The sequence below is a fragment of the Wolbachia endosymbiont (group A) of Opomyza germinationis genome (assembly GCF_964264765.1).
GTDB lineage: Bacteria > Pseudomonadota > Alphaproteobacteria > Rickettsiales > Anaplasmataceae > Wolbachia > Wolbachia pipientis.
Genome location: NZ_OZ183482.1, coordinates 510,197 through 524,932, shown reverse-complemented (window position 1 = coordinate 524,932; position 14,736 = coordinate 510,197). Strand labels below are relative to the sequence as shown.

11 protein-coding genes and 1 pseudogene are annotated in these 14,736 nt (G+C 33.7%); 10 read left to right on the top strand and 2 right to left on the bottom strand.

Annotation, left to right across the window (positions count from 1 at the left end; translation table 11 throughout):
- Positions 1-167: 167 nt before the first annotated feature.
- Positions 168-2,645 (bottom strand): ankyrin repeat domain-containing protein, encoded by a 2,478-nt coding sequence (locus tag ACFEL3_RS02530; protein WP_375316778.1) that lies wholly within the window; start codon positions 2,643-2,645, stop codon positions 168-170.
- A gap of 611 nt (positions 2,646-3,256) precedes the next feature.
- On the opposite strand from ACFEL3_RS02530, the gene ACFEL3_RS02525 reads away from it, so the two are divergent.
- The 5 genes and pseudogenes from ACFEL3_RS02525 to ACFEL3_RS02505 all read left to right on the top strand — a co-directional run bounded on the left by ACFEL3_RS02525 (position 3,257) and on the right by ACFEL3_RS02505 (position 10,732).
- Positions 3,257-5,227: a hypothetical protein gene (locus tag ACFEL3_RS02525; protein WP_265017936.1), complete on the top strand. Its 1,971-nt coding sequence runs from the start codon at positions 3,257-3,259 to the stop codon at positions 5,225-5,227.
- A 240-nt stretch (positions 5,228-5,467) separates the two neighbouring features.
- On the top strand, positions 5,468-8,071 hold the full coding sequence (locus ACFEL3_RS02520; protein WP_375316777.1) for an ankyrin repeat domain-containing protein: 2,604 nt from the start codon (positions 5,468-5,470) through the stop codon (positions 8,069-8,071).
- A 183-nt stretch (positions 8,072-8,254) separates the two neighbouring features.
- Positions 8,255-8,474 (top strand): annotated as a pseudogene (locus tag ACFEL3_RS02515) (transposase); the annotation flags it as partial.
- Positions 8,475-8,879: 405 nt separating this feature from the next.
- Positions 8,880-9,965: an ankyrin repeat domain-containing protein gene (locus tag ACFEL3_RS02510; RefSeq protein WP_264329545.1), complete on the top strand. Its 1,086-nt coding sequence runs from the start codon at positions 8,880-8,882 to the stop codon at positions 9,963-9,965.
- The gene (locus ACFEL3_RS02505; protein ID WP_265017885.1) at positions 9,893-10,732 is read left to right on the top strand and encodes a hypothetical protein; all 840 of its coding nucleotides are present in this window, start codon (positions 9,893-9,895) and stop codon (positions 10,730-10,732) included. Before ACFEL3_RS02510 ends, ACFEL3_RS02505 begins: the two co-directional genes overlap by 73 nt.
- Here the strand turns inward: ACFEL3_RS02505 and ACFEL3_RS02500 are convergent.
- Positions 10,721-11,632, bottom strand: a complete 912-nt coding sequence (locus tag ACFEL3_RS02500; protein ID WP_265039623.1) for an Rpn family recombination-promoting nuclease/putative transposase — start codon at positions 11,630-11,632, stop codon at positions 10,721-10,723. The two genes, ACFEL3_RS02505 and ACFEL3_RS02500, sit on opposite strands and share 12 nt — an antisense overlap.
- A gap of 580 nt (positions 11,633-12,212) precedes the next feature.
- On the opposite strand from ACFEL3_RS02500, the gene ACFEL3_RS02495 reads away from it, so the two are divergent.
- From ACFEL3_RS02495 to coxB, 5 genes are all read left to right on the top strand, one after another.
- Complete coding sequence (locus tag ACFEL3_RS02495) at positions 12,213-12,497, top strand: transposase (protein ID WP_038198869.1); 285 nt, start codon at positions 12,213-12,215, stop codon at positions 12,495-12,497.
- Position 12,498: 1 nt separating this feature from the next.
- Positions 12,499-12,945: an IS3 family transposase gene (locus ACFEL3_RS02490; RefSeq protein WP_320109417.1), complete on the top strand. Its 447-nt coding sequence runs from the start codon at positions 12,499-12,501 to the stop codon at positions 12,943-12,945.
- A gap of 29 nt (positions 12,946-12,974) precedes the next feature.
- Positions 12,975-13,109, top strand: a complete 135-nt coding sequence (locus tag ACFEL3_RS02485; protein WP_338482380.1) for a hypothetical protein — start codon at positions 12,975-12,977, stop codon at positions 13,107-13,109.
- On the top strand, positions 13,099-13,263 hold the full coding sequence (locus ACFEL3_RS02480; protein WP_375316776.1) for an IS3 family transposase: 165 nt from the start codon (positions 13,099-13,101) through the stop codon (positions 13,261-13,263). Before ACFEL3_RS02485 ends, ACFEL3_RS02480 begins: the two co-directional genes overlap by 11 nt.
- Positions 13,264-13,960: 697 nt before the next feature.
- Complete coding sequence (gene coxB / locus ACFEL3_RS02475) at positions 13,961-14,725, top strand: cytochrome c oxidase subunit II (RefSeq protein WP_010962498.1); 765 nt, start codon at positions 13,961-13,963, stop codon at positions 14,723-14,725.
- Positions 14,726-14,736: the final 11 nt, after the last annotated feature.

Sequence of the window (14,736 nt, the reverse complement as noted above, 5' to 3'; positions counted from 1 at the left end):
CTATATAACAAGCTACCCTGCAAAATTTTTGTCAGAGTCCCAATTTCCTTGTGTCATTACTGCTCCTTCTAAAAAAACACTTTTATTATGAAAATTTTTCTTTCTTCTTCTCTTGGGTAAGGTCAATTTTTTCCTACCATGAACCCACAGTTTGCTCAATGATCCTATTAGAGAGAAAGAGCCTGATCAATTACTCTTGTTACCCTTGGTTCACTTAATTGACACCCATGCTTAAATGCAATTACTCCTAACTTAGGAACATCATCTCTCTTTTCAACATTTTTTAAATCTACAAAGTTTTTCAGAGTTATTCCTCCATTTCCTAGCTTTTCTTTAAAATCATCCCTGTGAACAACTTTAAAAAAGTTTTCTATACCAGCAAATGTCATTGTTTTTATATCACATTTATAATGTGCTGATAAAGCATCAATTAGCGGCTTATGATTGTGCAGAAAAATTTCTTTTTTCACTTCATTAGCTTTATTAATTAAAATATGAGCGTATTCTGGATATTGCTCTTTTAGGTTATCGTGATTATCAATCTGATTCTGTATGTCTGCATTCCTTTCCCACACACTAATTAGTTCATTAATATCACTTTTTTTCAAAAAGGAATGTAGTTCCTGACTTTCTTTTTCAATCTTTTTGACTTCTTTTTTACAGTTTTGAAGATGTTGTGGATAACTACTGTGTAGATCGTGCAAATCACCTATCAATCTATTCTTTTCTTCTAAGTTCTTTTGACTAACATACAGATCAGCAGCTTCTAGTTTTGTTACGTAATTTATTAGAGCTTTCACTGTATCTATATGGCCATTTCGATCAGCAAAACGCAGAGGTGTATCTCCATTACTATTCACTGCATTAACATCTGCCCCTTTTTCTATTAGAAGTTTTACTATCTCTTCATGGCCATAAGCTGTATGTAATGGAGTACCGTCACTATTTCTTGCGTTAACATTAGCACCTCCTTGTATTAGAGCTTTCACTATATCTATATGGCCATCTCGAGCAGCAAAACGCAGAGGTGCATCTCCATACTTATTCACTGCATTAACATCTGCCCCTTTTTCTATTAGAGCATTTACTACCTCTATACCACCTTTGCTAGCAGCCAAATGTAAAGGAGTCCTTCCCTGTCTATCTTTTGCATTAATCTCTGCTTTTTTGTCTATTAGAGTATTTACTACATCTGTCCTGCCAATTTGAATACTCAAATGTAAAGGAGTCCTTTCCTGATTATCTTTTGCATTAATCTCTGCTTTTCCTTTTATTAGAGCTTTTACTGCACTTGTACGATCAATTAGAGCAGCCCAATGTAAAGGAGTCCTTCCCTGATTATCTTTTGCATTAATCTCTGCTTTTCCTTTTATTAGACCATTTACTACATTTATATGACCAACTTTAACAGCCCAATGTAAAGGAGCCATTCCCTGATTATCTTTTGCATTAATCTCTGCTTTTCCTTTTATTAAAGCTCCTACTACTTTAATGTTTAATAGTTTGTCTAGGAAAGACTCTATAATATTTTTGCATGCTTTAATATATATAGGTTCCTCACTTCCGGTTTCTCTAGCATGAATATCATCCCCGTACATTTGAGCATTTACTACCTTTGTATAACTTCCGGTAGCAGCCAAATGTAAAGGAGTCCATCCCTGTTCATCTTGTGCATCAACATTTTTTCCTCCTTTTATTAGATCATTTATTTTACCTACATTGCCATTTTTAACAGCATAATGTAAAGAAGTCCATCCCTGTCTATTTCTTGGTACGTTAACTAAGTCCTTCATATTGTTACTAATATTGTTACCATCTGAGTTAAGTAAAGCAAGAGTTAAAGCCTTACCGCCAGCTAAGAACTCTACTAAGCCATTTGGACCTTGGCCACCAATATTACCATCTAAGTTAATTTTAGTATAACCTAAAAGCTTACTGTTAGCTAAGGCCTCTACACCTTTGTCACCAATATTGTTACCATCTAAGTTAATTTTAGTACAACCTAAAAGCTTACTGTTAGCTAAGGCCTCTGCACCTTCGTCACCAATATTGTTACCACTTAAGTTAAGTGAAGTAAGATTTGAAAGATTCCCATTAGCTAAGGCCTCTGCACCTCCGTCACCAATATTGTTAGACTGTAAGTTAAGTGAAGTAAGATTTGAAAGATTACCATCAGCTAAGGCCTCTGCACCTCCGTCACCAATATTGTTAGACTGTAAGTTAAGTGAAGTAAGATTTGAAAGATTACCATCAGCTAAGGCCTCTGCACCTCCGTCACCAATATTGTTAGACTGTAAGTTAAGTGAAGTAAGATTTGAAAGATTACCGTCAGCTAAGGCTTCTGCACCTCCGTCACTAATATTGTTAAACTGTAAGTCAAGTGAAGTAAGATTTAAAAGATTATCTTTAGCTAAGTTCTCTGCACCTCTGTCACCAATATTGTTACTACTTAAGTTAAGTAAAGTAAGATGTGAAAGATTCCCACCAGCTAAGACCTCTGCATCTGTGTCATCAATATTGCAATACCGTAAAGAAAGCTTTGTAATGTATGTCCTACTCCGTAAAAAGATTACCAATTCGCTTGTATTTATTGTGGTGTGAGATAATGCTAAAGCGTCACCTTCGACATATTGAGAAAAGTCCATTTTACCCTCCATATTAATACTATCATGTAACATATAAACATTACATAATAAACATACTAATGCTAACGCTATCATAAGACAGCTAAACTATAAGTCAACCACTTTTTTAAAAAATATTTTCAATAAAAATGTAAGCCAATTAGCATCACAAAAAATCTAATTATTGACTTTTTCTAAAAACATAAAATAGTACGTATATTTGTGAGAGCTTTTTACGTAAAAGGGGTGTTTCAAAAATAAAAGCGTAAAATTGTTACAACAAAGTTAGGCAAATCAGTTCGTACCTAAATGTGGCAAAAGTAGGCTAAAATAGCTGACTTTGCGATATAGTAAAATTATTATAAATAAAAGTTCGCACGGATCTAGCGGTAGTCCAATCCATCCCAAAACAAACTCTTCTCACGACCCTTGGTTTTGAATGCTGGAAATGGTTGTGTTATTTGAGTTAGTGGTAATTAATGTTAAAGAGTGAAAATTAGTTTATTTGGAAATAAAAGGAAAATTCATTGCAATTCTATATTTAAAATAGAATAAAGCTCTTTTTGCATCATGTATTAATAAAAAAATATATTTTTTTGCGTATCCTTTCGTTTTAATTAATATGAAGTGATATGACACCTAATGTAGAGTTTAAAGATAATCACGGCACATCAATATCAAATTTGGAAAATGTTAAAATTATAACCTTGAGCGATGAGAAAGGTAATAAGTATACTTTAGATGCAAGCAATGGTAGTCTGGAATTAAAATATAAACAAGATGGTCAAGGTGAAATAAGCTATAAAGTAGGAGGTTTAGCGGCAGCTTTTAAAAGTCTACTTGATATGAAAAGTACTAACAATGATGAACATACAGTACTTGAAGAGAAGTTAGCAGAAAAGTCCATAGTGGAGGCGATATTTTATGCAAAAGATTTTGATAAGGGTGATAGAATCTCTAACTTGATACTAGATAGTACATTTTCTAGGCGAGATGTTCTGCCTGCTTACCTAAATAAAAAGGCTGATGTTGAAAATGTATATACTAAGGAAGAAGTAGATGAAGGATTAAATAAAAAGGTTGATGTTGAAAATGTATATACTAAGGAAGAAGTAGATGAAGGATTAAATAAAAAGGTTGATGTTGAAAATGTATATACTAAGGAAGAAGTAGATGAAGGATTAAATAAAAAGGTTGATGTTGAAAATGTATATACTAAGGAAGATACAGATAGAGGATTTATTTCTCGTGACAGTGACGGAATCAATAGATTAGCAAGGGAATTATTTTATAAACATGATCCCAATGCAACTTCAATTTTAGTTAATACATTAGGGAAGCTTCTTGATGAAAAATATGAAATATATGGTGATAATAAAACAGCAAAAGATTTTTTGGCAGAAAAGGGTAATTTTGCTAAAGCTGATGGCTCTAATATAAAAATTTTAGAATTCACGAAAAAAATACTTGATGCAACAGAGGATATAGGAGATGGGAAAAAGAAATCAATTTTAGTGGAGAAATTAGGCAGATTTCTTGATCAAACTGCTGATAACGAAAATGCTTATGATGGTAAGATAGCAAAAGCTTTTTTAGGAGACAAGGGGGTGCAGGGATCAAAAGGTGCAGATGGTCCTCAAGGTCCGGCAGGTAGAGATGGAAAAAGCCCATCAATTGAGGAAGTCGCTGTACAGCTACTTACTGATGAAAATAAAGATATATTGGGAAAAACAGTACTTGATATAACTGATAGCACTGGTCAAAATCTTGCTACTCATGTTGCTAATAAAATAAATCTTAATTCGCAGGATTTTATAAATAAAGCTGATCCAATAAAACTCGCTGAGTTGCTTTTTAATAAAAGTAACTTAGATCAATTTGCAGCCAAAAAGATTGCCGAAGATAAAGTTAGCTCGTATAAGATTTCTGAACTAGTATTTAACGATGCTAAGAATGCACTAGCAGAGAATTATCAGTGGGATCAAAAGAGCTTTATTGAAGATATAATAAAAAATGTCGGCACTTCTAGGTTAGCTGAGTTGTTATTTAATGCTGGCAGTATAGAGAAAGGTGAAGCAAAAAGAATTACTGAAGGGAAGGTTAGCCCTGAAAAATTAGCTGAATATTTGTTTAATGCAAGTGGCTTAGGCGATAATATAGATGAGTCGAAGACGTTAGTCAATAACGTAACTCAGCACCTTTTGAATACCAAGGTAGATGAAATAGGGAAAGCGGTTGTGAAGGATAATGAAAATAGAGAGATCTTAGCAGGTAGTCGTATTTTGCAGGAAGGAGTGGCAGAAAAATTAATTAGTAGCAACACAAATAAATTGGGACAAGCTATTCTGAATGTGAAAAACAAATTTGGTAATGACGCAAAACCTGTGCTGGAAACTCATCTTGCCAATAACAGCAGCTTTCAGGAAGCTGTGGCAGGAAATCAAGATTTAAGGACTGCAGTAACAGCTAATTTTGGGAGCAATAGAGATTTTTGCAATATTGTAACAAGAGATCTTAGTAGAGATGAAGAAAGTCTGTTAATTGATAGGCTGCCTTTTTATGAAATTCCAGATGATCCAAATGCTCCGCTTTCTTGGAATTAGTAATGTAATTTTTGCTAGACCAACCGATTCCAAGAAAAATTGTTCTCACGCTTGCTGGTTTTGGGTGCTGGAAATGGTTATATTGTTTAGGTTTTTAACAGTATATATTGCTAAATTAGTAGCAATATATTAAAGACTTTCATCAAAAATTATTCCATAAAAAATTTCTAAATAGGGGTTGATAAGTTTTAAAAATGGAGTATTGTACTGAGTAGGAAAATAGTTTTTTTTATATAGTTTATGAAAGATCAAACGAGCCTTACAACGGATTTTACGCATGCTATAGAAAATGACGACTTTAAACGGTTGGAGGAATATATTGATCAACATATTGATAAATATAATGTTAATCGTGAACTTTTAGATAAGTTGCCTTTGCTGTCCTGGGCTGCCTGTAAAAATAGTGTAAATGTAGCTCAACTTCTTCTTAGTATTGGTGCTGATATTGACATTAGATGTGACCAAAATTGGACACCTCTACACTATGCTGTTAGTGCAGGTCAATACGATATGGTTAGATTTCTTGTTGATCAAGGTGCCAGCATTTTAGCTAAGGATAATAATGTTAAGACACCTTTACGCATAGTAAATGAGCTTGGTAACACAGAAGTAGCAAACTTTTTGAGAGCAAAGCTAGATAAATATTTATTTTCTGCTATAGAAAGAAAAGATATTAGAAAGGTTAGTGATTTTCTTGATGGAGGTGCTAATATTGAGGCTAAAGGTATAAACAATCAAACGCCTTTGTGTGTAGCTTCTTGTAAGGGTAATTTGTATGTCCTTAAACTTCTTCTCAGTAGAAATGCTAAGGTTAACGTTCAAGATGATAGTAGAAAAACACCTTTACATTATGCTGCTAGGGAAGGTCATTCAGATGTAGCTGAACTTCTTCTTGGCCGTGGTACTATGATTGATGCTGAAGACTGTTTTGGTATGGCTCCTCTACACTATGCTGCTTACCACAATAGAAAAAATATGGTTAGCTTTCTTATAAAACAAGATGCCAAAATTGAGGCCGTGGATAAAGAAGCTAAAACACCTTTACATTATGCTGCTGGGAAAGGTCATTTAGATGTAGCTGAACTTCTTCTTGACCGTGGTGCTATAATTGATGCTGAAGACCGTTTTGGTATGACTCCTCTACACTATGCTGCTTGCTACAATAGAGAGGATGTGGTTAGCTTTCTTATAAGCCGAGATGCTAAAGTTGAGGCCATGGATGAAGAAGATAAAACACCTTTACATTATGCTGCTGGGGAAGGTCATTTAGATGCAGCTAAACTTCTTCTTGACCATGATTCTATAATTAATGCTAAAGACCGTTTGGGTATAGCTCCTCTACACTATGCTGCTTACTACAATAGAGAGGGTATGGTTAGCTTTCTTATAAGCCAAGGTGCTAAAGTTGAGGCCATGGATGAAAAAGCTAGAACACCTTTACATTATGCTGCTAGGGAAGGTCATTTAGATGTAGCTAAACTTCTTCTTGAATGTGATGCTATAATTGATGCTAAGGACTGTTATGATCGGGATCCTTTATATTATGCTGATTCGTATAATAAATTAGATGTAGTTAGACTGCTTGAAGGTAGGAATGGTGTGAACACTTGTAACCCTCTTACTAATTTTTTAAGTGCATGTATCCATTCCCCTATTGCTCGTTACTTCGGAAGTGTTTGCGTAGAAGGAGCGCCAATTTTATACAGAAGGCGACGTGCCTCTGCAATTGATCACAATGCTTTGGAAGGTAGTTTACGACTCTTCAGTATCTGTAAAGGAGGAAGAGAAGGTATAGATAAAACACGTTTCAATAAAGAGATTAGTTATCTACATGAAAATGCTTATTTGTATGATGTTTTACTGTTACAAGATGAGGAAAATCAAAACACACTTTTGCATGTGGTTATTAAAGAAAATCAGGTTGATCTTGTAAAAGAACTTTTGTGTATTCTTAAGGAGCCATATCGTTCGAATAAGGTGTATAAGTGCAAGTATTTTGAAGATAAGCAAGAAAATGAAAAGCCGCTTTCTAAAGTTATTAATTCTAAGGATAAAGACGGAAAAGATGCAATTACTCTGGCTATTGAAGGTAATGACCCAGAATGTATTTCGGCTCTTTTCAAGTATTTAACTTATGAAAATATTAACAGAAGGAAAGATGTTAAAAGCGATTACACACCTCTACATGAAGCTGTGCGTTCTAGAAGTAGTAACGCAATTAGTGCGCTTCTAAAATCAGAGCATGTAAACGTTGAGCTCATAGATGGAAGATCTTACAGAGCATGGAAATATGTTAATAATGAAGAAACAAAACAATTGTTTATTAGGTATTATAGTGATAAAATTAATGATTTGCGTAAAGAATTAGCACATTGCAATGAAAAATTAGCGCAAGTCGAGTATTTCCTGTGCAGAACAAAACTTGCTTTTGTATGCTCTGCAGCTTTTGGCTCTTGTCTTAATATGTATAAAAATTTTCATGATGCAAGAAGTGGAGATATGCCAGGTGTTACCATTCATCCTCTCTTGTTGTTATTTTCTAGTGCTACAGGTCTAATAGTGTTGTGTAATCATTTTATCGATTTAACACTTTCAAAGTATAAAGAAGAAAGTGTTAGCTTGCAAAAAAAATTGGACAGTTTTAGAGAAGCAAGAGATAAGTTGGAAAATAAATTACTTCATTTTCAAGAAGGTACATCTCAGGGTATTAGGACGAATTCAATTTCTACGCAACTATCTGATTATGATGACGTACCTGGAACATTAGAATCACCTACCTCTATAAAGAGCTTTGAAAGCTCAGCAAAGGTATCCGTTTATAACCTGCCTAAGGAATTTAAGTAGCCTAATTTAGTAAGTACATAGAAGTAATCATATTAAAGAAGATATTGGTTTTTGAAGTAAGAGGAGAAAGCTCACAATCTTTGCTCATGTGTCTAAATTGGAGAACCAAGAGAAAGTTTGTTCCACAATAGAGATGTTCAAAAAAGTGTGTCAAATCAAAAAGAAAGTAATAAATTGATATAAAAAGGTGAAATAGAAAACCACTTATTGGCTGAAAGTGAAGAAAATAATAGAAAAAATGGGAGAAATGCAAAGGCTTTACGTACAAGTGCAGATTCATTTGAACTTTTAACACCAAGAGATAGAGAAGGAACCCCAAATAGTCAAAAAAAGGCAAATAAATTTACATCCAGGGCTTGAAACGAAGATTTTAAGCATATTTGCAAGACCAATCGATTTCCAAAAAAATCTTCTCATGCTAGCTGGTTTTTATTGCTGAAAGTGGTTGTATTATTTAGGTTCTTAGTAATATTTAATATTAAATTAATAGTAATTCATTAAAAATTTTCATCAAAAATTATTTCAAAAAAATTTTAAATTAGGGGTTGACAAGTTTTAAAAGTGGAGTACTATTCCTGAAATACATTAGATTACTAATTTTTTATGGTATGTAAGTGTGTGATGGCTAAGGTAATTTTACTTTTGTGAGCGGGCTATGTTATGTGAGGGCATTCCAGAATTCTTGTTTGAGGGAAGATGGTCCTTTCTGTGTTGCTTGAGGAAAGAAAAAAGCTCAGGGTAAGAGTGGCTTGTTATAGTGTGATTGCTTAGTTAAGTTAGGTAAGTTTTTATAAATGTGGAGGGACAAATGACTTTAAACAATGATGATTTATTAGTTAGTGCTGCAGGAGCAGGACGCCTTAGTGACGTTAGAGAACTTCTTGAGAAAGGGGCTAATATTGAAGCTAGAGATAGTGATGGTTACACATCTTTGCATAGGGCTGCTGAAGGAGGTCATTTAGAGATAATTAGATTTCTTATAGATAAGGGGGCTAACATTGGAGCTAAAAATAAGGATGGTGGAAAACCTTTAGATGTAGCAAATACCTCTCGTCAGTCAGAAGTAGTAAACTTTTTAGGACCAAAGCAAAGTGAGTATGATAGACTTTTATTTGCTGCTGTAGAAAGTGGGAATGTTAGTGAAGTTACAAATCTTCTCAATATTGGAGCTAGTATTGAAGTTAAAGGTGTAGAAAATGCGGAGTTTAGGTTAGCCCGTTATGTAAAAAGAATTATGGAGATGAGTAATTACCATAATGTTCATTCGGAAAAAAAATCTGAGCTTGAAAGGATAAAAGGAGAATTACCAGAGTCAGTAAAGAATGCAGTATTTTCATCGGAGGTATGTATTAAAAGTGTTTACTATAGTAATGAGTATTTATATCCTGCTAGTGATTATCTTAGCCATGATAGGGATAGAAGGAGAGTATTTACTTGGAGGCCAGGGGGCAAAGATAGTTCATGTCAATGGAAATTTGAACCTGAAGGTAACAACATATATATAAAAAGCACTTATTTTAATGAGTATTTATATCCTGCTGGTAATGGTCTTAGCCATGATAGGGATAGAAGGAGAGTATTTACTTGGAGGCCAGGGGGCAAAGATAGTTCATGTCAATGGAAATTTGAACCTGAAGGTAACAACATATATATAAAAAGCACTTATTTTAATGAGTATTTATATCCTGCTAGTGATTATCTTAGCCATGATAGGGATAGAAGGAGAGTATTTACTTGGAGGCCAGGGGCAAAGATAGTCCATGTCAATGGAAAATTGAGGATTGTGGATCTACTCGCAAGAAGCGTGATGTACAATATAGTATTACAAAAGAAGCTAAGTGTGATCTATCTTATGATAATGCATCAGACAATTCATCGCAAAGTGACGAAATAGGCTATAACAAAATAGGAGCTACAAGCGGAGCAAGTAAGCCGTCTTCATGGATAGATGCTGTTAAAGGTGTTTTTCAGTTTATCTCTTCCCCTTTAAGGGCTGCGTTGCCTTCATTTTCAGAAAATAGCTCTAGCCGTTCTGGTACAGCAGGAAGTAGCTCCAATCATTCTGATACAGTAAGAAACCCAAATATCCAATATACTAGCCAATTTAGTCGTGAAGTTTGTGCGAGTAATAATGCTAGCTTGATGTTTTTCTTGTTACAAGCTTTTCTAGATAAAAAGTGTCCTCTTCCTAAGTTTTCTGATGTTAATCCTGTAAAGGCTCTTTTTTACACATCGGATATTATAAAGTCGTTCAAGGAAGTATTAGAGAAGCAAGCTGAATCGAAAGGTGGTATAAAAATGCACCGCTTAGATATTAATTTTGAGAAATTATTTGAGAAGATTAATGAAAAAATTAGGAGTGGTGAATTTAATGAAATTTCAGGGATTTTAAAATCATACGCAGAGGAAGCATTGCCTGGTAGAGAACCCGGAGATCCCGGTAGATTAAGTCCGAAAAAGTTTGATAAGTTTATGGCTGAATTTAATAGAAGAATAGACCCAGTAATAAATCAATTAATGCAACAAATGTTAAGCAGATTAGAAGTGAGTGACGTAAAAGAACAACAAATAAGCTTGGAGCCTAAAAGTTATCTAAATAATACTTCTGTTCAATGTCATTTAACTCAAGCTAGAGGTCAAGGTAAAGTATTAATTCCTTAATTTTTGAATTTCATCTATCGAAAGGCCGGTAATTTGAGCGATAACATCAATAGAGACACCGGCCTTAAGTGAGTTCTTTGCCACTTCGATTTTCTCTGCTTTTCTGCCTTTTTCATGTCCGATTTGGATGCCTTCTTCTTTACCTTCTTCTCTACCTTTTTCAGTAGCATCATCAAGTTTTTGAGCGAGGACAGCCTGTTCATCAAGAATACGTTTTATTTCCTGTTCATAGGCAATAAATTCTTTTTCTGACCAGTTGAATCTATTTAGCTCTTCATAGGCCTTTTTAATTATTACATCACTACCTATTATTTTTTCCAGCTCTTCTTCACTAGTCTCATCTGCATATCGAAAAAAATAAACCCATTTTTCAACTATATTTTCCAACTGATCTTCCTTATTCTTTGGAAATTTTGGCAACTCAATAAATATAAAATAGAAATCTTTTAGATCATGCTCATTAGTGTCTTCATCTCGAATAGTATGCTTTGATTTGTACTCAGATTTATTAGGAAACAGTACATAATCTGCTATAGCAATGAAGATAATTTCCTTAAGGTTATGATACTGGTCACCTTTATCAGCTTGCCTTGAGTAAGCTTTAGCAGCATAGTATGGGGCACGTTTTTCAAAGCCTTTAGTTTTAGCGACCTGCATTTCGCAAATGTATTGAGCACCTGTAGAATCTCTACAGAGAACATCAACAATACTTTGCTTTTTAGCGGCGATATCGGGGTCTTGAATAGTACTTAAAAACTCTATATCCTTTATTTCATTTTTACCAGTAAAGCCAAGAATATCATTGAGGAAGTGAATAAGGATATCTCTATTTTTTTCAGTACCGAAGATACGCTTAAACGATACATCATTTTTGGGATCAAGAAACTTAGAAAAAGTCATAAGAAAGAACCTTAAAAAGCATTAATAATTATACATAATTCTGAAGAAATGTTCAAGTTTTTTATTTTTTTAAGTTTTGAATGCGTTGATGAAAAAAATGTCTCCCATAGATGGCTTTAGAATGCTACTACGCACCTTAGACGTCCTTTTGTACATCTTTTATTAACCCTTCTATAAAGCGCCTTAAAAGGCCGGCAAATGGATGCTATGAGTTTGGAGCTGTAGGAGACATCAAAGATACCCTTTTTGGTGTATAAAAATACGAATCTACGACAACATCGTTTAAAGAAATTAGCAGCTATTAATATCTTCTACCTTTTCATAAAAAAATAAACAAAAAAAAATTGAAAATTTGATTTGACTTCACCCAAAAGCTATGGCTTTATGCCAATACTGCTAAGAAAATAACAGTAAACATTTAAAAATAATTTATTATTAGTGAAGGGTATATTATATGAACAATAAGAATAAAAGTAAAGATCGTAAAAAAGAAATAGAGTTCCGAATTGACCTTACCCAGAAAAAGTGGAGAGAAAGAAAGGAGTTTTTTCGGGTAAAATAAAATTTTGGAGGATTAGAAATGGCAAGAGAATATACAGCAGAATTCAAATTGGAAGCTGTTAAGCTGGCAAATGAACAAAGAAAGGTAGGTCAACCAGTTGCAAAAGTAGCAAGAGATCTAGGAATAAGGGATAGTGTATTAGGAAAATGGATGAAGAAATATAACGAAAAAAAGTCAGCGGCAAATGCATTTCCAGATGTAGCACCTTATGACAAAGAGAGATTTGATTTACAGAAAGAGTTAGCAAAAGTAACAAGAGAAAGAGACATTTTAAAAAAAGCCCTGGCCAGTCAAAAAGAGTAAAATATTTTTTTATATAGTAACTGCTATAAAGTACAGGAATTATGTAGGATTTTCTGCTAGTGGCTACTATAAGTGGACCACAAGAAAAATAAGCAGTAGAGAATCAGCAAATAAAGAGTTATTAGCAGATATTCAAAAAATATATCAAGCTTCTAAATGTAGATATGGAGCTCCTAAAATTCATGCTGAATTGAAGGCTTTGGGTAAAAGTTGCAATTTGAAAACGGTGCAAAGTATTATGCAGAAAAATGACATCAGGGCTATACTGAAAAGAAAGTTTAAAATTAAAAAACAACAAACAGATAATAGAGCTGTAGCTCCCAATATACTAGATCAAAACTTTATTGTTGATCAACCAAATAAAGTATGGGATTACTTATATAAAAACCAAAGAAGGATGGCTATATTTGGCAACAATAATCGATCTATATTCACGCATGGTAGTTAATGAGCAGTTCAATAAATAAACAATTGGTTATGGACTCTTTATTAATGGCCGTTAACAAGCGTAAACCTGCCAAAAATCTACTATTACATAGTGATCAAGGTTCACAATATACTTTGCAAGGTTATCAATATCTCTTATCCATAAAAAACATAGATGAGTCATAAAGGTTGTTGTTACGACAATTCTGTTGTGGAAAGCTTCTTTAGCTCATTGAAAAGAGAAATACTTATTGATACTTCACAACACTCTGCTCAACAAATTAGAACTGCAATATTTGAATACATAGAAATTTTTTATAACAAACAACGTCACTATTAACTATTGCATTCCTGAGCATTTTGATTCATCATTCTCTTTGTGAAAAACATTCCAAACTTTCTCTCCACTTTTTCTGGATAAGGTCAAAAAAAACGCCGATATTTTAGTACATAGTAAATAGCCAACCACCACGGGGCTTCTTTTGCCTTTTTTTTTATTTGGTAAATTTCTTAATGTTTATGGCTAAACGACAATCGTCATCCCGCTACGTGTTAGCGGGATCTATGCTTTGAGATACTGCGAATGAATCGCGGTATGATGGTTAAGTAAGGGATCTATGCTAAGAGATGCCAAAGACCTTCATGAAACTTTGCCCATTTGGCTTCTCTAAAGATTTCGTTGTATAATGAAATAAAGAAACTTGTAAGACTTTGATCTTACAGATTATAAACTTGTCATAAAGTTTAATAGTGTCTGTTACTGCTTTTAGGTGTGAGGCTAGAGGGTTATTAGCAGTAACAGACACTATTAAACTTATTATAGAACTTACTTAAAGTAAATACTTAATTTAAAATATTATAATATTTTTACTTACAATAGATTTATGTAAATGCTTTTTTCCTCAATTAGTATTGTACTATTATACTTGTTGAATGCTAAAAAATTATTAACCATCACTAATCTCTATTTGCATAGTAAGTTTATATATACTATTATACAGTATATCACTTAGTTTTATAGCAAACAAACAAAAGATATGGTGAAGTTATTTGCACTATTGATAATATTTTACTCAAATATATCTGTTGCCTCTGCTCCTACTTCCTGGCAATTTGGATTTCCTGCTCCTGCAACTGAAGTAATGGAGGCTGTAGTTAGGTCACATTCGTTTGTGATGCTTGTGATGGTTACAATAATGCTTTTTGTGTGGGCGCTGCTTGCTTATATAGCGTTTCGCTTTCGTAAAAGCAAAGTAACAAACATAAGTAAAACTACCCATAGTGTTCCTTTAGAAATTATTTGGTTTGTTATACCAACTATCATTGTTGGAATATTAGCCTTTGAAAACGCTAAATTACTGAAGCTACAGGAAGAAATACCGAAAGCTGATATAACACTGAAAGTTATTGGCCATCAATGGTATTGGAGTTACCAATATCCAGAATATCAAGGTGTGTCATTTGATAGTTATATTAAGGGAAAAGAAGACTTTATCGAAGGAGATTTAAAGCTATTCTCTGTTGATAACAACATCATTTTACCCGTTAATACTAACGTTCGTTTACAAGTTACAGCAGGAGATGTGATACACAGTTGGGGAGTACCGGCTTTCGGTGTAAAAATTGATGCGATACCAGGTAGGCTGAATGAGGCGTGGTTTAATATCAAAAAGCCTGGTGTTTATTATGGGCAGTGCTACGAATTGTGTGGTCAAGGCCATGGATTTATGCCAATTGTTGTTGAAGCAGTAAGCAAAGAAGATTTTAATAAGTGGATTGAAAATAGAAAATTAGTGAGTTAAATTTGGAGTAT

What these genes read in the sequence shown, in the direction of transcription:
- coxB (WP_010962498.1), top strand. Translation starts at nt 13,961, where the DNA reads ATGGTGAAGTTATTTGCACTATTGATAATATTTTACTCAAATATATCT.
- ACFEL3_RS02520 (WP_375316777.1), top strand. Translation starts at nt 5,468, where the DNA reads ATGAAAGATCAAACGAGCCTTACAACGGATTTTACGCATGCTATAGAA.
- ACFEL3_RS02500 (WP_265039623.1), bottom strand. Translation starts at nt 11,632, where the DNA reads ATGACTTTTTCTAAGTTTCTTGATCCCAAAAATGATGTATCGTTTAAG.
- ACFEL3_RS02495 (WP_038198869.1), top strand. Translation starts at nt 12,213, where the DNA reads ATGGCAAGAGAATATACAGCAGAATTCAAATTGGAAGCTGTTAAGCTG.
- ACFEL3_RS02485 (WP_338482380.1), top strand. Translation starts at nt 12,975, where the DNA reads ATGGACTCTTTATTAATGGCCGTTAACAAGCGTAAACCTGCCAAAAAT.
- ACFEL3_RS02480 (WP_375316776.1), top strand. Translation starts at nt 13,099, where the DNA reads ATGAGTCATAAAGGTTGTTGTTACGACAATTCTGTTGTGGAAAGCTTC.
- ACFEL3_RS02510 (WP_264329545.1), top strand. Translation starts at nt 8,880, where the DNA reads ATGACTTTAAACAATGATGATTTATTAGTTAGTGCTGCAGGAGCAGGA.
- ACFEL3_RS02530 (WP_375316778.1), bottom strand. Translation starts at nt 2,645, where the DNA reads ATGGACTTTTCTCAATATGTCGAAGGTGACGCTTTAGCATTATCTCAC.
- ACFEL3_RS02525 (WP_265017936.1), top strand. Translation starts at nt 3,257, where the DNA reads ATGACACCTAATGTAGAGTTTAAAGATAATCACGGCACATCAATATCA.